Origin of the sequence: Catenulispora rubra, from assembly GCF_015356825.1 — a bacterium.
In the GTDB taxonomy this organism is placed as follows: domain Bacteria; phylum Actinomycetota; class Actinomycetes; order Streptomycetales; family Catenulisporaceae; genus Catenulispora; species Catenulispora rubra.
The window spans coordinates 1-17,364 of the sequence record NZ_JAACYW010000249.1 but is presented as its reverse complement, the minus strand read 5'-3'; the positions used below and the strand labels follow the sequence as shown (position 1 = coordinate 17,364).

18 protein-coding genes are annotated in these 17,364 nt (G+C 71.4%); 9 read left to right on the top strand and 9 right to left on the bottom strand.

Going from position 1 to position 17,364, the window contains the following annotated elements; all coding sequences use genetic code 11:
• From GWK61_RS41720 to GWK61_RS41700, 5 genes are all read right to left on the bottom strand, one after another.
• On the bottom strand, positions 1-555 hold a 555-nt coding region (locus GWK61_RS41720; RefSeq protein WP_194917348.1), incomplete at its 3' end, for an MBL fold metallo-hydrolase.
• Positions 556-726: 171 nt separating this feature from the next.
• Positions 727-1,746, bottom strand: a complete 1,020-nt coding sequence (locus GWK61_RS41715; RefSeq protein WP_194917346.1) for a C40 family peptidase — start codon at positions 1,744-1,746, stop codon at positions 727-729.
• 201 nt (positions 1,747-1,947) lie between these two features.
• On the bottom strand, positions 1,948-3,393 hold the full coding sequence (locus GWK61_RS41710; RefSeq protein WP_228563812.1) for an SGNH/GDSL hydrolase family protein: 1,446 nt from the start codon (positions 3,391-3,393) through the stop codon (positions 1,948-1,950).
• Between the two features lie 65 nt (positions 3,394-3,458).
• Positions 3,459-4,379 (bottom strand): NADP-dependent oxidoreductase, encoded by a 921-nt coding sequence (locus GWK61_RS41705; protein WP_194917336.1) that lies wholly within the window; start codon positions 4,377-4,379, stop codon positions 3,459-3,461.
• On the bottom strand, positions 4,376-5,044 hold the full coding sequence (locus GWK61_RS41700; RefSeq protein ID WP_194917334.1) for a TetR/AcrR family transcriptional regulator: 669 nt from the start codon (positions 5,042-5,044) through the stop codon (positions 4,376-4,378). Before GWK61_RS41700 ends, GWK61_RS41705 begins: the two co-directional genes overlap by 4 nt.
• 73 nt (positions 5,045-5,117) lie before the next feature.
• Here GWK61_RS41700 and GWK61_RS41695 point away from each other — a divergent pair, with 73 nt between their 5' ends.
• From GWK61_RS41695 to GWK61_RS41675, 5 genes are all read left to right on the top strand, one after another.
• On the top strand, positions 5,118-5,519 hold the full coding sequence (locus GWK61_RS41695; protein ID WP_194917332.1) for a PPOX class F420-dependent oxidoreductase: 402 nt from the start codon (positions 5,118-5,120) through the stop codon (positions 5,517-5,519).
• 90 nt (positions 5,520-5,609) lie between these two features.
• Positions 5,610-6,062 carry an SPW repeat protein gene (locus tag GWK61_RS41690; protein WP_194917329.1) on the top strand — a complete coding sequence of 151 codons (453 nt, stop codon included), beginning with the start codon at positions 5,610-5,612 and terminating at the stop codon, positions 6,060-6,062.
• A 268-nt stretch (positions 6,063-6,330) separates the two neighbouring features.
• Positions 6,331-8,745, top strand: a complete 2,415-nt coding sequence (locus GWK61_RS41685) for a glycoside hydrolase family 3 N-terminal domain-containing protein (RefSeq protein WP_323747999.1) — start codon at positions 6,331-6,333, stop codon at positions 8,743-8,745.
• A gap of 91 nt (positions 8,746-8,836) precedes the next feature.
• Positions 8,837-9,268, top strand: a complete 432-nt coding sequence (locus GWK61_RS41680; protein WP_194917324.1) for a VOC family protein — start codon at positions 8,837-8,839, stop codon at positions 9,266-9,268.
• Between the two features lie 83 nt (positions 9,269-9,351).
• Entirely contained in the window at positions 9,352-10,383 is a 1,032-nt protein-coding gene (locus GWK61_RS41675; RefSeq protein WP_194917322.1) for a LacI family DNA-binding transcriptional regulator, read from the top strand.
• 75 nt (positions 10,384-10,458) lie between these two features.
• On the opposite strand, the gene GWK61_RS41670 is transcribed toward GWK61_RS41675, so the two are convergent.
• Positions 10,459-11,700 carry a DUF1444 domain-containing protein gene (locus GWK61_RS41670; protein ID WP_194917320.1) on the bottom strand — a complete coding sequence of 414 codons (1,242 nt, stop codon included), beginning with the start codon at positions 11,698-11,700 and terminating at the stop codon, positions 10,459-10,461.
• A 125-nt stretch (positions 11,701-11,825) separates the two neighbouring features.
• Between GWK61_RS41670 and GWK61_RS41665 the strand changes: the two genes are divergently transcribed.
• Positions 11,826-11,981 carry a hypothetical protein gene (locus GWK61_RS41665; RefSeq protein WP_194917318.1) on the top strand — a complete coding sequence of 52 codons (156 nt, stop codon included), beginning with the start codon at positions 11,826-11,828 and terminating at the stop codon, positions 11,979-11,981.
• 43 nt (positions 11,982-12,024) lie between these two features.
• Here GWK61_RS41665 and GWK61_RS41660 read toward each other — a convergent pair whose 3' ends face one another.
• Complete coding sequence (locus GWK61_RS41660) at positions 12,025-13,386, bottom strand: DUF1015 family protein (RefSeq protein ID WP_194917317.1); 1,362 nt, start codon at positions 13,384-13,386, stop codon at positions 12,025-12,027.
• 120 nt (positions 13,387-13,506) lie between these two features.
• On the opposite strand from GWK61_RS41660, the gene GWK61_RS41655 reads away from it, so the two are divergent.
• The 3 genes from GWK61_RS41655 to GWK61_RS41645 all read left to right on the top strand — a co-directional run bounded on the left by GWK61_RS41655 (position 13,507) and on the right by GWK61_RS41645 (position 15,548).
• Positions 13,507-13,953 carry a tetratricopeptide repeat protein gene (locus GWK61_RS41655; protein WP_194917315.1) on the top strand — a complete coding sequence of 149 codons (447 nt, stop codon included), beginning with the start codon at positions 13,507-13,509 and terminating at the stop codon, positions 13,951-13,953.
• A gap of 218 nt (positions 13,954-14,171) precedes the next feature.
• Positions 14,172-15,206, top strand: coding sequence for an HAD-IIA family hydrolase (locus tag GWK61_RS41650; protein ID WP_323747998.1), 1,035 nt, complete (start codon positions 14,172-14,174; stop codon positions 15,204-15,206).
• 165 nt (positions 15,207-15,371) lie between these two features.
• Positions 15,372-15,548, top strand: a complete 177-nt coding sequence (locus tag GWK61_RS41645) for a hypothetical protein (protein ID WP_194917312.1) — start codon at positions 15,372-15,374, stop codon at positions 15,546-15,548.
• 35 nt (positions 15,549-15,583) lie between these two features.
• Here the strand turns inward: GWK61_RS41645 and GWK61_RS41640 are convergent, their stop codons facing one another.
• Both GWK61_RS41640 and GWK61_RS41635 read right to left on the bottom strand, forming a co-directional pair.
• Complete coding sequence (locus GWK61_RS41640; RefSeq protein WP_194917310.1) at positions 15,584-16,717, bottom strand: CaiB/BaiF CoA transferase family protein; 1,134 nt, start codon at positions 16,715-16,717, stop codon at positions 15,584-15,586.
• A 54-nt stretch (positions 16,718-16,771) separates the two neighbouring features.
• Positions 16,772-17,364, bottom strand: a 593-nt coding sequence (locus tag GWK61_RS41635) for a TetR/AcrR family transcriptional regulator (RefSeq protein ID WP_228563811.1), incomplete at its 5' end; no start/stop codon positions are given.

Here is a 17,364-nt window from a genome sequence, read left to right as displayed (position 1 = left end):
GTCCTCGGAAGGGATGTAGAGGCCTGCGGCGTCTCCGACGTACAGGTCGCCGGTGACGTTGTCGATCAGGCCGACGTGGTGCCGTGCGTGCCCGGGGGTGTGGTGGGTCTCCAGGCGGCGGCCGCCGCCGAGGTCGATGAAGCCGATGTCCTCGACGGCCCGTACCCGGTGGGCCTCGGTGGGCAGCAGGGGCCCGAACACGTCGTCCATCAGGGAGCCGAACACGCGGCGGGCGCTGGACATCAGCCGCTCGGGGTCCACCAGGTGGCGCGCGCCGGAGGCGTGGACCACGACCTCCGCGTTGGGGAACATCGCCGCCAGGTCCCCGACGCCGCCGGCGTGGTCCAGGTGGATGTGCGTGACCACGATCGTCCGCAGGTCCTCCGGTCCGACGCCGAGGGCCGCGAGCTCGTCGCGGACCACCGGCGCCGACTTCGCCGTGCCGGTCTCGATCAGTGCCGGGTGGTCGCCGAGGATGGCGTAGCCGGCGGTGATGCCGGTGTGGCCGGACATGAGGGTGTCGACGACGTACGTGTCAGAGCCCAGATATGTCATCGAACCACCAGGTCGGAATAGGTCTCATCGGGTTTACGCCAAGAGAACTTACCAACTTTCGCCCGGCGCGGCCCGGCGGGAGTGCGCCGAGGCCCCGGCTCGGAATCTCCGAGCCGAGGCTGGTGGATGGCCAATCGTGCTGATCAGATGGTGCCGATCAGCAACGTCCGATCAGTCCCCGACGAGCGTCTCCCACGTCTGCGGGCCGATCTGCCCGTCGACGCCCAGCCCGTGCTGCGACTGGAACGAGCGGGCCGCGCTGTCGGTGGCCGGGCCGAAGGAGCCGTCGACCGACAGGCCGTAGCCGTACTTGTTCAGCTCCAGCTGCGCGGCCTTGACCGCGTCGCCGGACGAGCCGGACTGGACCTGGACGATCAGCGAGCTCCAGGTCTGCGGGCCGATCTGGCCGTCGACGCCCAGCCCGTGCGAGGACTGGTACGACCGGGTCGCGTTGTAGGTGTTCGTGCCGAACTGGCCGTCAGTCGCGATGGACGCCCCGTGGTCGTCCAGCAGGTACTGCGCGGCCTCGACGTTGGTGCCGGTGTTGCCCTCCACGACGTTCGGCCACGGCGGGATGCCGCCACCGCCGCCGGGGGAGCCGGTCTCCTTGTTGTACCGGTACGGCTGGTACAGCGACGGCGAGGGGCCGCTGGTGTTCGGCCAGTACGGGTAGGGGATCACACCGTGGTGGACGCCCTGGTCGCCGGAGTCCTCCCAGGCGTTGTACTGCGTGTGGCCGCTGTCCGCCCACCCGTCGAAGATCAGCACGTGCCCGGCGTTGCCGCCGGTGCCCGGGCCGAGCACGCCGAGGATGTCGCCGGGCTGCAGGTCGGCCTTGCTGATCGAGTGCACGTACGACGGCAGGTCGATCGTGGACGGGCTGCCGGACAGGTGGAAGGCCATCGACACGTAGCCGGAGCAGTCGGTGCGGTAGGACACGTCCCCGCCGGGGCCGGCCTTGTACACGCCGCTGCTGTACGGGGTCCCGTTCCACGACGCGGCGCGGGAAAGGATCTCCGAGGCCGAGATGCTGCCGTTGATCGAGGAGTTCGGCGTGACCGCCGCCGCGGCCGCCGACGACGCCACGGCCGCGTGCGGCGCGGCGTTGGCGGCCATCGGCGCCACGGCGACGATCGCCATGGCGCTGGTGACGACCGCGGCGACCGCCGCAGCCTTGGGGGTGAACCTCATCAATGTCCCCTTCTTGTCAAGATCCGGTGAACAGTGGCTCAGTTGTGCGCTCTGTCGGCAACAGTGCACCGGTCAACGCCGGCGGGGCAGAGAACGGATGGTTCACCAATTGGCAGCGCAAGAACTGGAAGGGAGACAAAGGCCCCCTTATCACGAAGAAGAGGTGCGCTGCCGGGAAGAAGCGGGCTACTGCGAAGCGGGCTACGGCGAAGAAGAAGTGGGCGTCGCCTGACTCCGGGCCACCGTCAGCGCCTGCTGATCGGCCAGCGCGATCGCCAACTCCCCGGCCGCCGTGGGATGCAACGGCGCCTTGTCCTTCGGCCCCTGCACGAAGGGCTCCGCACTGCACAGCGCGTGCCCGGCGAACGACGGCTGCACCGAGGTGAACCCCGCCGCGTCCGCACCCTGCCGCAGTGCCGTGTTCAGCTGGTCCAGGCGGTTCTGCAGGGTCTTGGCCTTGTCGGCGTCGACACCCTCGGCGGCCAGGCACGACGTGTCCGGCCCGAACGGGTCGTAGTACTGGTTCACGATCACCGTCGGGTTGCCGGGCAGCGCCGCGAGCTGGGTCAGCAGGTCGCGGTAGTCCATCACGAACGCGACCGTCTGCTGCTGGAAGTAGGCGTCCGTGGCCCGGTCGTCGCAGCTCGGGCTGGCCGCGCAGAACCGGGTCAGATCGGCCCAGTGCAGGTCGTCGGCGCCGATGCTGACGATGATCACGTGGGCCTTCGGAGCGCGTTGGAGCTGCGCGATCTGCGGCGGCGCGCTGAGCGGCCCGGCCGGCTGCGGCCCGAGCAGCCCGGTGCGCACGGTCGCGCCGGAGCAGGCCAGGTTCAGCACGTTCCAGTCGTTGACCGCGGCCAGCTGCTCGGCGAACGCGTCCGCGCTGCGGCCGCAGGCCTTGTCGAGCGCGCTCGGCTGCGCCAGCGGCCGGTTGCCGATGCCCGCCGCCGTGGAGTCGCCGATCACCACGGCCTGGACCGCGCCCAGCGGCGGCCCGTCGGCCGGCGCCACCGGAAAGCCGGTCCCGCCGCTGCCGACCAGGTCGGACAGCGAATGCACCTGCCGCAACGCCGCCGGGGTGCCGGAGGCGAGCAGCCCGAACCCCACGACGTTGACGGCGCTCATCGCCGCGGCCCCGGCGAGCAGCACCACCGCCGTCCGGCGCACCGAGTAGCGGCGCAGGCCGGTCACCGCCGAGAGGACCACGACGACGATGCCCGCCGACACCGCGCCCTCCCAAAGTCCGTACCGCAGCCAGCCCTCGGACAGCTGACGTCCCAGGAGACCGGCGCTGTTGTGGTCGCCGGAGCCCAGCAGCTGTTGCAGTTCGGCGTTCGCGGTGATGTGCGTGAGCCGCAGCCGCGGCCGCACCGGTCCCGGGAAGTCCGGCTGCGTGGAGATCGTCTGCCCGAACAGGTCCAGCTCGGCCGGACCGGACGGCCCGAAGTCCGGCGAGGCCGCACCGACCTCGACCGTCTGCCCGGCCGCGGTCACCGCCTGCAGCGGCGTGATCCGCACCGCCAGCCACATGGAAGCCAGCAACAGGAACACCCCCGCCACCGGAATCGCGGCTCGCACGGCCCATTTACGCCACGACGGGGTCGTCGTGGTCGGGTCGGCGACGGGCGTGATCCGGACGGAGGACATAGCAGAGGCTTACCCGCCTATTCGTAGCCCTCACTGTGACGTTCCCGGCTGGGGTCCCAGTGTGCTCAGGACATGAGGAACACCAGTTTCCCACGCACGTGACCACCGTCCAGTTCCTTATACGCTTCGTGCGCCTGCGCGAGACCGAATGTGCGCTGCACGAACACCCGCAGTTTTCCGGCCTCCGCCAGCTCGACGAGCTCCCGCAGCTGCCCGGCCGACCGGCGCGTACTCATCCGCCGGATCCCGTACCGCTCGACGTCCGCCCCGGCGGCGACCGTGCCGATCCGGGACCGGTCGGCGACGAGTTCCACTGAAGCGGCCAAGGCGTCGTCGGTTCCGGCGGTGTCGAAGGCCGCGTCCACAGACCCGCCCGCGACCTCGCGCACGCGCTCGGCGAGGCCGGCTCCGTAGAGCACCGGAACGGCACCGAGGTCGCGCAGGAACTGGTGATTGCGCTCCGACGCCGTGCCGACGACATGCGCCCCGCGGGCGACGGCGATTTGCACCGCCATGCTCCCGACGCCTCCGGCGGCGCCGTGAATCAGAACCGTGTCACCCTCCGCTACGCCGAGGTCGTGCAGACACGTCGCCGCCGTCTGCCCCGACGCGGACAGCGCGCCGGCCTCGCTCCACGCCAGGCCCGCGGGCTTGGTCACGAGTTGAGCGGCGTCGGCCAGTGCGTGATCGGCATGTGCGCCGGGCGCTGCGGCCGGACCCAGAACCTCTTGGCCGATCTGGAACTCCGCGACGCCCGGACCCACCGCGTCGACGACACCGGCCAACTCGTTGCCGAGCCGTTGCGGAAAGCGAGCTGGCATGAAGGCGCGGAATCTGCCGCTGCGCAAAAGGGAATCGGCCGGCTGGAGTCCGGCGGCGCGCACCCGGATCCGGACCTGGCCCTCGGCGGGCGTCGGCGGCTCGGCCTCGACGAGGTGTAGGACCTCGGGGCCGCCGTACTCGGTGAAAACGATCGCGGAACTCATGGGTTCGGCCTTTCGCGGGGAGTCAGGAGTTTGACGATCTCGGCGGCACACCGCTCGCGGTACTCCGCCGACAGTGGATCGAGACCGGTGATGTCGCGCACGAAGTGGGGGAGCGCGATCGGCGCGAACGTCAGCGCGTAGCAGAGCAGCAGCGCGAACGCCGGGTCGAGGTCGGCGGCGACCTCGCCCTCGGCCTGGCGCTCCCGGATGCGCTCGACGGCCGCGCGCAGGCGCTCGGACTGCTCGTCCGGCGGGCTGTCCGGGCTGTGCGAGCTGTCCGGGCTGTCTGGGCTGTCCGAGGTGTCGCCGAGCGCGCGCCAGACCACCAGCCGCGACCAGTCCGGCTGGTCGAGGGTCAGGTCGAGGTAGCGGCGCACGGACTCGGCGAGCGTCGCGGCCGGTCCGGCGGCACTCTGCGTAGCCGCCCAGCGGGCCCGGAGCTCGTCGAGCAGCCCCTGTTTGCCGCCGAAGTGATAGGCGATGAGCTGCTGGTTCACCCCGGCCCGGGTCGCGATCTCGGCGGTCCGGGCGCCGGCGAAGCCCTTCGCCCCGAACTCCGCGACGGCGGCGTCCAGGATCTTCTCGCGGGTCTGGGCCGACGTGCCGCGCGCGGATCGCGGCGGCGCGGCCCGGCGCGGTGATGGCGGTTCTGCTGCGGTGGCCATGCCGCCAGGCTATTATTCAATTGAATGAATGACAAATGGCCGCCCTCTGTCCCGAGCCCTCCGGAGCCGCATCATGATCTTCACCGAAGCCGAACTGGCCTACCTCGCCCAGCAGCGCCTGGGCCGCCTTGCCACCCAGCACCCCGACGGAACGCTCCAGGTCAGCCCGGTCGGATTCGGCGTGAACACCGAACTCGGCACCATCGATGTCGGCGGCCACAACCTGGCCGAGAGCCGCAAGTACCGCAACATCGCGGCGAACGGCGCCGCGGCCTTCGTCGTCGACGACATCGCCTCCGTGCAGCCCTGGGTCGTGCGCTGCCTGGAGATCCGGGGCCGGGCCGAGGTGATCGAGAACCCGGTCGGCTCCCAGGCGAACGCCCCCGGCCCGATCATCCGGCTGCACCCCAAGCGGATCATCAGCTTCGGTGTCGACCCGGGCAATCCGGCCGCCGGCAAGCGCGATATCGGCTGATCTCCCGCACCCCCTTCAATAAGCAGGGACAAAAGTGGATACTTGGTGACGAAAGGCTCGACTCCGAGATCGGGAAGGGAAGTGAGAGCCATGTCCGAAACCGCACCACGGCATGCTTCGGACATCACCACGCACCCGGATGCCAGGGAAATGGGTGAGCGGTTCGCCAAGGTCATCGAGGGGCCCAGCGGTTCGACGCTGGACGGCCTGATCGTGCTGCTCGGGCTGTACATGGCTGTGTCGCCGTGGGCGGTCCACTTCCAGGCCGCCAACCCCGACGTGCGCGTGAACAACCTGGTGATCGGCCTGACGATGGCCGCGTTCGGCTTCGGCCTGGCCCTCCAGCCCGAGCGGCTGTACCGGCTCGGCTGGATCGGCGTGCCGGTCGGCATCTGGATGATCATCTCTCCGTGGGTCGTGACCGCCGGCCACAGCGCCCCGAAGGCCGTCATCTGGAACAACGTGGTCATCGGAGCCGTGGCGGTGCTGCTCGGCCTGGCCACTCAGGGCATGACGATGGCCAGCGCCAGATCCAAGCGCTGATCCGCCCGTCCGCGCACCCGGCCGCCGTGGCCGCTCTCCGATTCGTTCGAGGGAGCGGCCGCGGCGGCCGGTGTTTCGGTTGTGTCGCCGAGCCTTGACGACCTTCCGTTCCCGCAGTTGACTGACTCCCCATCAGCAAGATTGTTTGCGGCCGCACCAAAACCCCACTCATCAAAGCTCGAAACAGCTGGGAGTGTCCTTGATGCGTGCTCGAACACCCTGGTCACGGCCGCTCAGGAGCCGTGAACGCGCGAGCTCGACGCGACGTGTGGCGCAGATCGCGCTGGCCGCCGCCCTCACTCTGGCCACGGTCGACGCCGCCACCGGCGCCTCGGCCGACTCCGCACAGCAAAAGTACCTGGACAAGACCGCGTCCGTCTCGGCGCGGGTCAACGATCTTCTCCGGCGCATGACGCTGCCGGAGAAGGCCGGGCAGATGGACCAGCAACTCGTCGGCAACGCCACCGCCGCTTCCGGCGGGGCCTGCGGGGCGGCCGGGTTCAACCTGCCGACGGCCGCGTGCATGCAGTCGGCGATCGTCGACCAGAACGTCGGGTCGGTCCTGGCCGGCGGGTCCGACAACCCCGCCGACACCACCGGCAGCGGGACCAGCGGGAACACCGCGCAGGACTGGGCCAACGACTACAACACCATCCAGCAGTACGCGATCGCCCACTCGCGGCTGCACATCCCGCTCAGCTTCGGCGTGGACGCGGTCCACGGCTTCGGCCACCCCTGGCAGGCGCCGCTGTTCCCGCAGTCCATCGGCATGGGCGCGACCTGGGACCCCTCGGCCGCGCAGGCCGGCGGCGCGATGACCGCCGCGGGGCTCCGCTCCACCGGCTGGACCTGGGCCTTCGCTCCGGTGCAGGACCTGGCGCGGGACAACCGCTGGGGCCGTACTTATGAAACGTGGGCCGAGGAGCCCGCGCTGTCCGCCGCGATGGGCGCCGCAAACGTTACCGGCCTGCAGACCCCGGGACCGGCGGGCGGCCTCACCGCCAGCGCGACCGTCAAGCATTTCGCAGGGTACTCACAGTCGGTCAACGGCCATGACCGCAACGAGGCATTGCTGCCGATGAGTTACCTGCAGAGCACGATCCTGCCGTCCTACGCCGGGGCGATCAACGCCGGCGCCGACTCCGTGATGGTCGACTCAGGGTCCATCAACGGTGTGCCGGCCACGTCCTCGCACTACCTGCTGACCGACATCCTGCGCGGCCAGATGGGCTTCAAGGGCGTCATCATCAGCGACTACCAGGATGTGCAGGCGCTGCAGACGACCTACCACATCGCCGCCAGCCTGCCGGACGCGGTCGCCGAGGCAGTCAACGCGGGCCTGGACATGAGCATGGAGGTCAACGGCCCGGACAAGTGGCAGGCCGCGATCATCGCCGACGTCGGCGACGGCAAGATCAAGATGTCGACGATCAACGAGGCCGTGCGCCGGATCCTCACCATGAAGTTCCAGCTCGGCCTGTTCGACCAGCCCTGCGTGGCCGATCCGGGCAAGCCGTGCCTGAACGCCTCGGCCGCCGACGCCGTGGTCACCTCCGGCCGGGACCAGACGTTGAAGGCCGCGCAGGAGTCGGTCACGCTGCTGCGCAACCAGAACAACGTGCTGCCGCTGGCCGCCGGCAGCCGGGTGGTCGTCACCGGCCCCAGCGCCGACTCGATGACCAACCAGCTCGGCGGCTGGAGCGTGAGCTGGCAGGGCGTGGCCGGCGCCGGGCACGTGTGCTGCATGGGCGCGCCGGACCAGATCCCGCCGGGCAGCACGGCGCTGACCGGCATCATGGGCGCCGACACGCAGGCCAAGTCGATCCCCGACCAGGCCGCCGCGGTGGCCGCCGCGCCGAACACCGACGCGTACGTCGCGGTGGTCGGCGAGAAGGCCTACGCCGAAGGCCTCGGCGACAACCCGGCCCCGGCCCTGCCGCCGGACCAGCAGGCGCTGATCTCGGCGCTGGAGGCGACCGGCAAGCCGGTGGTGGTCGTGGTCGAGGCGGGCCGTCCGGTGGGGCTGGGCTCCGCCGAGAAGGCGAACGCCGTGCTGATGGCCTACCAGGGCAGCACCGAGGCCGGGCAGGCCGTGGCGGACGTGCTGTTCGGCAAGGTCGACCCGAGCGGGCACCTGTCGATCAGCTGGCCGTCCGACGCCCCGGCGGTCGGCGGGGACTTCAACGGCGGCGCGCCGTCCCCGCTGGGCGACGAGCCCAAGTTCTTCGACCAGCTCCCGGGCACCGGCTCCGGCCCGGGCCACTCCTACAACCCGCTCTACCCCTTCGGATACGGGCTCTCCTATACGACCTTCAGCCACTCGGCGCTGGCGGTGACGCCGTACGCGTCATCGCACGGCAAGCTCACCGCGACGCTGACCGTCGCCAACACCGGCACCCGGGCCGGCACCGACATCGTGCCGCTGTACGTGGCGCAGCCGGTCAGCGCGTCCGCCGAGCCGCCGCAGCGGCTGGTCGGGTTCACCCGCGTCACGCTGGCCGCCGGGGCGTCGCAGACCGTGAAGATCACCTTCCCGGCCACCGCGCTGGCCCGCAGCCAGGGCGACATCAACGCCTCGGGGCCGCCGACCGTGGAGCCCGGCGGCTACGTGCTGCAGATCGACAAGGAGGCGGACACCACGCCGTACGACGTGGACCTGTCGGCGGCGTTCACGCTCGGCTGAGCTGATTCACGCTGAGCCTATTGAAAGGCGTGGCCGGCGCGGGCGACCTCTACAGGGGCCGCTCGCGCCGGTCATGGCGTAGCTTGAGGCCGTGAAGCCGAATCGCTCGATCCCGTCCGCGACCGTGATCCCGGTGCTGGTCTATCCGGACGTGCGAGCCGCCGTGGCGTGGCTGACCGAGGTGTTCGGGTTCGTCGAGCGCATCCGGATCGGCGAGGACCACCGCTCGCAGATGCGGATCGGCGAGGACGGCGCCGTGATCATCGCTGACGTCCGGGGGCAGCGCACGGCGCCGACTCCCGGCGTCGAGACCCACCTGCTGAAGGTGCGTGTCGAGGACGTGCGCGCTCAGTACGAGCGGGTCACGTCCCACGGCGCGACGATCGTCGCCGAACTGGCCGAGCAGCCGTTCGGCGAGCTCCAGTTCACCGTCGACGACCTGGCCGGGCACCGCTGGGAGTTCTGCGAGAGCGTGCGTGATGTGGATCCCGAGGAGTGGGGCGGGACCGTCGTCGGGGACTGAGGCCCGGTAACTGGTGGTTGGCAGCCGCCAGAGCGCCGCCACGCCGGGTGTGAACGGTCACGTGCGCTAGCGTGACCGGTGACATGAAATCCACGGGACAGACCACCATGCGGCACGTGGCCGACCGGGCCGGCGTTTCCTACCAGACCGTCTCGCGCGTCATCAACGAGGCTGCCGGTGTCGCTCCGGAGACCCGCGACCGGGTGCTGGCCGCCATGCGGGACCTCAACTACCGGCCCAGCGTCGCCGCGCGCTCGCTGGCCCGCGCCCGCACCGACACCATCGGCCTGGTGCTGCCGTTCCCGGTCGACGTGACCTTCGCGAACGCGCATTTCCTGCAGACCATCGGCGGTGTGGACCGGGTGGTCGCAGAGAACGACTACAGTCTGCTGGTCTCCAGCCCCAACGACGAGGACCCGGCGCTGTCGGCGCACCGCCGCATGGTGCGCCAGCGGGCCGTGGACGGCGTCATCGTCGAGGCCGGGATGGGTGACGAGGGCATCGAGCTGCTGGTCGAGGCCGGCTACCCGGTGGTGGCGATCGGGCACGTGGCGGTCGCCGTGCCGTCGGTCCAGCCCGACGACGAGAGCGGCGCTTACGGCGCGATGCAGCACCTGCTGGCCCTCGGCCACCGGCGCATCGCGTTGATCGCCGGCAACGCGCCGACGAACCTCGCGCAGCAGGCCCGGCTGCGCGGCTGCCGGCGCGCCTGCGCCGACGCCGGCCTGTCGCTGGACGAGGACCTGGTCGCCACCGGCGAGTTCTCGCTGGAGTCCGGCCACGACGCCGCCGCGCGGCTGTTCGACCGCGCCGACCCGCCGACCGCCGTCCTGGCGTTCAACGACGCCATGGCCATCGGCGCGATGCGGCTCCTGCGGGAACGCGGGATCGACGTGCCGCACGAGGTGTCCGTCGTCGGGTTCGACGACACGCCGACCGCCTCGCTGCTGACGCCGTCGCTGACCACGGTGCGGATCTTCAGCTCCGAGCTCGGGCAGCGGGCCGCCCGGACGCTGATCGGCATGCTGCGCGGGACGAAGGTGCCGCCGGTGGCCGCGGTGCTGCCCAGCCAGTTGGTGGTGCGGGAGTCGACGGCGCCGGTGCGGCGGGGGTAGTGCTCGCTGGTACCCGGGAGTGCTGGAGCACTCGGGAGTACTGGGGAACACGCGGGAACCCGCCGCATCCGGGTGTCAGCTCCCTGAAGCTTCCCTCTTCGCTTCCGCGGCGAGCTTCGCCATGCGCTCCATGACGTCGTCGTCCGGCCAGCCGCCGACGACGTAACGCGCCGGGTGGTACCCCTCGGCCGGGGTCAGCCCGGCCTCCTGCACGACCACGGACCACGGCACCATCAGCATCTCCTCGTTCCGCCCCGGGAACATGACGAGGTCGGCCTCCGGGAGCAGCGAGGTGTCGTCGTCGGCCCAGGAGGCGCCGGTGACCTCCGCGCCCTCCGGGCTGCGGAAGCCCTTCAGCGCGGCCGGGAACGGGTCGCGGGAGCCCGCGACGCCGCGCAGGTACTCGGTCTGCGGGCCGTAGGCGTCCATCGCGAGCAGGATCTGCGCGTGCCGGACCGCGGCGTGGGCCGGGTGGCTCTTCGGCGGCTCGTAGAGCACCACCTCGCCGTCGTCGTCCACCGTCATCGGCGCCGGGCTGATCGGGCGGGAGGCCTCGCGCCACTCGCGCTCGGCGACCTCGAAGGCCTTGGTCAGGGCGGCGGCGTCGGGCGTCTCGTAGGCCAGCAGCAGGGTGTTGTTGCTGACCGGGAAGGCCAGCGGCCGGGCGCCGGCGATGCGCTGGATCGTCGCCAGCCAGCCCTGGACCAGGGGCAGGGAGGTCAGGTAGGCGTCGCCGTTGTCGGTGAGGCGGATCGGCTCGGCGGCGGCTGTGCCGCCGGCGGTCGCGATGGCGGCGCGCCGGCGTGCCTCGTCCAGCGAATGGGTGACAGTGCGCGCCATGTTCCGGTGCGCGGCGGCGAACGCCTCGTCGGCGCTCACGCCCCAGCGCTTCAGGTCGGCCCGGCCCGCGTACCGCATCGCCGAAGGGGTGTCGAGGACCAGCATCTCCGCCAGGTAGCGCGCGGCCGGCCGGCTGACGATGTCGAACTTCGGGTCCGCCGGCACCGGCCGCAGTACGGGCCGCAGGGCGGCCTGCACGTCGGCCCAGTCCTGCGGGGTCGGCGGCAGCGCGGCGATGTCGGCCAGCCGGCCGATCGCCTCTCTGCGGGCCGCGGCCGACCGGCCGCGGCTCTCGCGGAAGACCGTCTCCAGATTGATGACGGCCGGCTCAGCGCCCTGAGCCCCGTGGTAGACGACCTGGAACCTCTCCCGGTCGTACTCGGCGCTCGCCACGGCGTCCACCGCCCGCACCCGCGCCGCGACCTCTTTTCCGAACCGGTCGCGGGCGGACCCGAACAGTTTGTCGGCTATTCCCATGGCTGGGGACGCTAGTCGAGGCCGCCGACCGCGAGGTGTCCGTTCAGTGATCGACAGGTGCCCACGGGGCACCGGCTTCGGAGAACATCTTCTGATCCCGCGCGCAGGACTGGACGAGGTCGACGATGCCGTTTACTGTCGTCGCCCGGCCGACCGCGGAGTCCTCCACGGATACGTACTCGGCGGCGCGGGCGGAGTGGCTGGAGCTGCGGTACCGAGTGGTGATCGCGGACGGGGCTTGGTCGCGGGAGTGGATTGCGGCGTACTTGGGGGCAGGATGACGGGCCGCGGATCGACCCCCACCAAGCACCCCAGAACCCTTCCCTACCCGCCGACCCCGTCCTCAGCCAGCAGCCGCATCACCAGCCCCGTTGCCGGCTTCGGGCCGAACGCCGTCGACTTCCGCGGCATCAGCACCCCGGCGCCGGCCAGCTGCCGGACCACGTCCTCGGTCGTGGGCCGCAGCAGTACCGCGGTGCCGCCGATGCGCGCGGCCTCGGCGACGGCGTGGACCGGGTCGTGGTCGAAGCGGACTTCCTCGGGCGTGTCCGGGAGCTGCCATACCCCCTCGACCAGGACGTGGTGCAGGACCGTCGCGTCCAGGGCGCGCCAGGCCTCGGGGCGGTCGGTGGGGATGGTGTCGGCCAGGACCGCGGGGTCGGGGGCGGTGAGCAGGTAGTGCGTGCTGCCGTCGGACAGGACGAAGGCGTGCTCGCCGGTCGGGATCTCGTCCAGGGCGTGGTGCGGGTCGGAGGTCTGGCGGACCGCGAAGACCTTGCCGGCCTGCACGACCGCCGTCTCCACTGGGACGTTCGGCAGGACTCGGTGGATCGCGTGCAGGCTCAGCGGGTAGCGCGTGGAGTCGACGAGCAGCGCCAGGCCGTAGTCGGCCGGGCCGCCGCGCTCGGCGCGCAGCCGGCGGTAGGCGGCGTGCCGGTGGTGGCCGTCGGCGATCAGGGCCCGGTGCCAGAGCAGGTCGGCGGCGATGCGGCCGGTGGCGGCCGGGTCGGTGAGCGCCCAGAGGCGGTGCTGCGTGCCGTCCGCGGTGGTGGTCGAGGTCAGCGGCTCGGCCAGGTCGGCGACGCGGTCCAGCAGGTCCGAGACGGTGCGGTCGCCCTCGTAGGTGAGCAGGATCGGCTCGATGTGCGCCTCGGTGGCGCGCATCTGGGCCAGCCGGTCGGTGACGACGGAGGTGGTCACGGCTTCGTGCGGGAGGATCGCGCGGCTCGCCGGGGACGGCTCGGCGGCGGGGTCGGTGGCTGGTTTGGTGGCTGGTTTGGTGGCGCCGGCGATCGTGTCGGCGGCCGTGCTCTCGTCCGCGTCGTCCAGCTTGACCAGCGCGATCAGCCCGCGCTGCCGGACCCCGCGCCCGGTCTGCTCGTACACGTAGAACGCCGGTTCGACGTCCTGCCGCAGCACCCCGTCGTCGATCCACTCCCGCAACGACGTCGCCGCACGGTGATACCGCGCCGGCGCGCCGGGCCCGGCGTCCAGTTCCTCCGGCGCGGCAAGGATCAGGCGCACGACGTTGTGTTCCTCAGTGTCGGCCAATCGCCTGGCCTCGTCCGGTCCGATCATGTCGTACGGTGGCGAAGTGACTGCCGACGGGTCTGAGACCCGATCCGGAGCGAACCGGAGTCCCCGAAAGGGGAGTACGCGCAACGCCTGCGGATCGGTGTTTGCCATGAGGGCATCTTAAGGAAAACAGGCAGTGGCATGACGTGGTGGGAGGGTGGAAAGGAAGAACGCAACAAGGTGTGACGGATGGGGAGCCGGTAGCGGGAGCCGAGTACGACGGAGGATCTGATGTCTGAGCGATATGGCGAGTACGACGCCGAAGACGGTGCAGGCGAGCCCACCGGAGAGGCCGCCGACTGGTACCGGCAGGGCGTCCAGCTGCTGGAGGCCGGCGACCCGGCAGCCGCCGCGCAACTGCTCACCAAGGTCGCCCAGAAGACCCCCGACTCCGCGCCGGTGCTGGAGGCGCTGGCCCGGGCCCATTTCGACGGCGGACTCTACGAGCAGGCCGTGGAAAGCTTCGCGCAACTGGCGCATGTGAGCCCGGACGACGACTACGCACAATTCGGCTGGGGCCTGGCCGCTGCCAAACTCGGCCAGATGGATGTCGCCGTCGAACACCTTTCCGCGGCCGCCGCGATGCGTCCGGAAATCCGTCATTATGCCAACGCTCTGCGTGCTGCCCGGTCCACTCTTCGGGAGCAGACGGGAAAGAAGGGGCTCGCTGATACCTGAGAGGGTGGCAAGTGGCGATTTGCGGCATACGGAGCCGCCGGCTGACCCTGAAACGGGCGAAACGGTCTAGGAGCAAGCATGGCTAGACAGGTGGCCTGCCGCATCCTGGTTGGCTGCAAGGGCCACCTGGCGACGCCAGGCGCCGCTCATAGGCCGTTTCGCGCCGTGAATTGCCACTTGCCGCCCTCGGAGTTCGGCGGATGTGATCAGATGGTGGTGTGACCGCTGAGACCATCGAGGGCGACGGCAAGACCGCGCCCCTGCCGTTCCTGACGTCCCAGAAGCCGCTCGCCGAGGCGTACGACACGGCCCTGCTGGATCTCGACGGCGTGGTGTACCGCGGTGCCGAGGCGGTGCCGCACGCCGCCGAGGCGCTGCGGGACGCGCAGAACTTCGGCATGCGCCGCGCCTACGTCACCAACAACGCCTCGCGCACGCCGGAGACCGTCGCCGAGCACCTGAACGAGCTCGGCGTCCCGGCGGCGCCGTCCGAGGTCGTGACCTCGGCGCAGGCCGCGGCGCGGATGGCGCACGCCTGCGTCGGCGACGGCGGCCGGGTCCTGGTGATCGGCGGCGACGGGCTGCTGGCCGCGGTGCGCGAGCTGAACATGAAGCCGGTGGCCTCCGCCGACGACCTGCCCGACATCGTGGTGCAGGGCTACTCGCCGGACCTGGGCTGGAAGGACCTGGCCGAGGCGACCTACGCGGTGCGCCGCGGCGTGCCGTGGATCGCCACCAACACCGACACCACGGTCCCGACCTCCCGTGGCATCGCCCCCGGCAACGGCACGCTGGTCGCCGCGGTCCAGGCCGCCTCCGGCAAGATCCCGCAGGTCGCGGGCAAGCCGGAGCTGCCCCTGCACCGCGAGTCGATCCTGCGCTCCGGCGCCACCCGCCCGCTGATCGTCGGCGACCGCCTCGACACCGACATCGAGGGCGCGGTCCGCGGCGACACCGACAGCCTGCTGGTCTTCACCGGCGTGACCACGGCGCGCGACCTGCTCGCCGCCCCCGCCGACCGCCGCCCCAGCTACATCGCCGAGGACCTGCGCGGCCTGCTCACCTCGCACGTCGCCCCGACCCGCGACGGCGTGAACTTCGTCTCGGCCCGCTGGACCGCCGCGGTGGTCTCCGAGCAGGTGGTGCTGCACGGCCACGGCGACAAGATGGACGCGCTGCGGGTGATGTGCGCCGCGGTGTGGGAGTACGGCGGGAAGGTCGACGTGGAGGACGCGCTGGCGCAGCTGGCGTAGCGCGCATGACTCGGCACCGAGGTAGTTGTGTCAGCGGTGCACGCTATACATACATATATGGGGCGAAACATCCTAACTAAATGCCGACAGCGCCAGTCGGCAGCGGCGTCCCCTACCTGGACCTGCCGTGTCGCGCCCCGGTACCTGCCCGCCGACGCTACGGACATGGCTACCCTTTCCAAGGAACTCGTTTGGCGTGCGGCGACCCGGATCGAGCTCGTCAACCAGACCGACTATCCGGTCACTTCTGTGGCATTCAGCGGGGCCTGGGTGCTCGCCAGGAACGAAAACGGAACCGTCGCGTTCCCGGAGTCGCAGGTCTTGAAGGTCGCCCTCGGCTGAGCCGGCCGCGCCGGGCCCTCAGCCCTGCACCGCCTTCACCCCTGCACCACGACCCCCGCCGCCACCAGCGCCTCCACATCCGCGAACCCCCAAGCCGCCAACGCCTCCCGCGTGTGCGCCCCGGCCCCGCACGGCGGCAGCCCCAGCTCCGCGGACGTCCGCGAGAACCGGGGCGCGGGCGCCGGCTGCGTCAGCCCGTCGCGCTCCACCAGCGTCCCGCGCGCCGCCAGGTGCGGGTGCGCCGCGGCCTCCTTCGCCGACAGCACGGGCGCCACGCACGCGTCGCTGCCGTCGAACGCCTCCGTCCACTCCGCGCGCGTCCGCGTCCGGAACACCTCGCCGATCAGCGCCCGCAGCTCCGGCCAGCGCTCGCGGTCGTTCTGCTCCGGCGCGCGCTCGGCGATGCCCAGCCGCTTCACCAACTCGGCGAAGAACTGGGGCTCGATCGCGCCGACCGCCATGTACTCCCCGTCGGACGTCTCGTAGACGTCGTAGTACGGCGCCCCGGTGTCCAGCAGGTTCGTCCCGCGCCGGTCGCGCCACAGGCCCAGGCTGACGAAGCCGTGCAGAATCGCCGACAGGTGCGCGGTGCCGTCGACGATCGCCGCGTCCACGACCTGCCCGCGCCCCGAGCGCGCCGCCTCCCACAGCGCCGCCAGGATGCCGACGACCAGGTACATCGACCCGCCGCCGAAGTCTCCGACCAGGTTCAGCGGCACCTGTGGCGGGCCGCCGGCGCGGCCGATGGCGTGCAGCGTGCCGGTGACCGCGATGTAGCCGATGTCGTGGCCCGCGGTCGGGGCCAGCGGCCCGTCCTGGCCCCAGCCGGTCATCCGGCCGTAGACCAGCTTCGGGTTGCGCGCCAGGCACGCGTCCGGTCCGATGCCCAGCCGCTCGGCCACGCCCGGCCGGTAGCCCTCGATCAGCACGTCCGCCTGCTCGGCCAGCCGCAGCACCACCTCCGCGCCGCCCGGGTGCTTCAGGTCCACCGCGACCGAGCGCCGGCCCCGGTTGAGCACGTCCTTGTCGCCGAGCGACAGCCCGCCGCCGCCGGGCCGGTCCACCCGGATCACCTCGGCGCCGAGGTCGGCGAGCAGCATCGCGGCGAACGGCCCGGGCCCGATGCCCGCGATCTCCACGACCTTCAGTCCCTGCAGCGGCCCTGTCATGCACCCTCCTGGAGCGCCGGCGGTATCGTCTCTGACGGTGTATCAGATGAGGCTTCAGGGTGCCTGTTCGAACAACGGCCGCAACAGCGCCTTCGACCTCTGCCACCGCTCATCGAGCCGCGCCGAGGGATAGGGGTGCAGGAACGAGACCATCCGCAGCCCCCTGATCGCCTCCAGCGCGGTCAGCAGCCGCAGCTGGAAGTCCGGCAGCGCGGTCACCGCCGGCCCGAACAAGACCACCGAGACCTCCGCGAACCGCGCGGTCAGCGCCCGCTCGAACGCGGTCGTCGCTTCCCGGAGTTCTGGATCGGTCCGCGCGGCCACCCACAGCTCGATCGCGGCGTCGAACGTCGAGCCCTGGTGGGCCTTCCACAACAGCTCCAGCGCGTCCCCCACGGGGTCGCTGGAGCCCGCCAGCAGATCCGGCCGCGCCAGCACGTCCATCGCCTGCTGCTCGGCCAGATGCCGCACCGCGGCCACGACCAGCTCGTCCTTGGTCGCGAAGTGATGCACCTGCGCCCCGCGCGAGACCCCGGCCAGCTCCGAGACCCGCGTGGTCGTGGTGCCGGCGTAGCCGTGCTTCACCAGGCACTCGACGGTCGCGTCGAGCAGCAGGCGGCGGGTCGCGGCGGAGCGTTCCTCCTGGG

Coding starts and splice junctions, on each gene's coding strand:
- GWK61_RS41710 (WP_228563812.1), bottom strand. CDS start 3,393: ATGTCCTCCGTCCGGATCACGCCCGTCGCCGACCCGACCACGACGACC.
- GWK61_RS41655 (WP_194917315.1), top strand. CDS start 13,507: ATGTCTGAGCGATATGGCGAGTACGACGCCGAAGACGGTGCAGGCGAG.
- GWK61_RS41660 (WP_194917317.1), bottom strand. CDS start 13,386: ATGGCAAACACCGATCCGCAGGCGTTGCGCGTACTCCCCTTTCGGGGA.
- GWK61_RS41640 (WP_194917310.1), bottom strand. CDS start 16,717: ATGACAGGGCCGCTGCAGGGACTGAAGGTCGTGGAGATCGCGGGCATC.
- GWK61_RS41675 (WP_194917322.1), top strand. CDS start 9,352: ATGAAATCCACGGGACAGACCACCATGCGGCACGTGGCCGACCGGGCC.
- GWK61_RS41705 (WP_194917336.1), bottom strand. CDS start 4,379: ATGAGTTCCGCGATCGTTTTCACCGAGTACGGCGGCCCCGAGGTCCTA.
- GWK61_RS41670 (WP_194917320.1), bottom strand. CDS start 11,700: ATGGGAATAGCCGACAAACTGTTCGGGTCCGCCCGCGACCGGTTCGGA.
- GWK61_RS41645 (WP_194917312.1), top strand. CDS start 15,372: ATGGCTACCCTTTCCAAGGAACTCGTTTGGCGTGCGGCGACCCGGATC.
- GWK61_RS41700 (WP_194917334.1), bottom strand. CDS start 5,044: ATGGCCACCGCAGCAGAACCGCCATCACCGCGCCGGGCCGCGCCGCCG.
- GWK61_RS41695 (WP_194917332.1), top strand. CDS start 5,118: ATGATCTTCACCGAAGCCGAACTGGCCTACCTCGCCCAGCAGCGCCTG.
- GWK61_RS41665 (WP_194917318.1), top strand. CDS start 11,826: ATGCCGTTTACTGTCGTCGCCCGGCCGACCGCGGAGTCCTCCACGGAT.
- GWK61_RS41690 (WP_194917329.1), top strand. CDS start 5,610: ATGTCCGAAACCGCACCACGGCATGCTTCGGACATCACCACGCACCCG.
- GWK61_RS41715 (WP_194917346.1), bottom strand. CDS start 1,746: ATGAGGTTCACCCCCAAGGCTGCGGCGGTCGCCGCGGTCGTCACCAGC.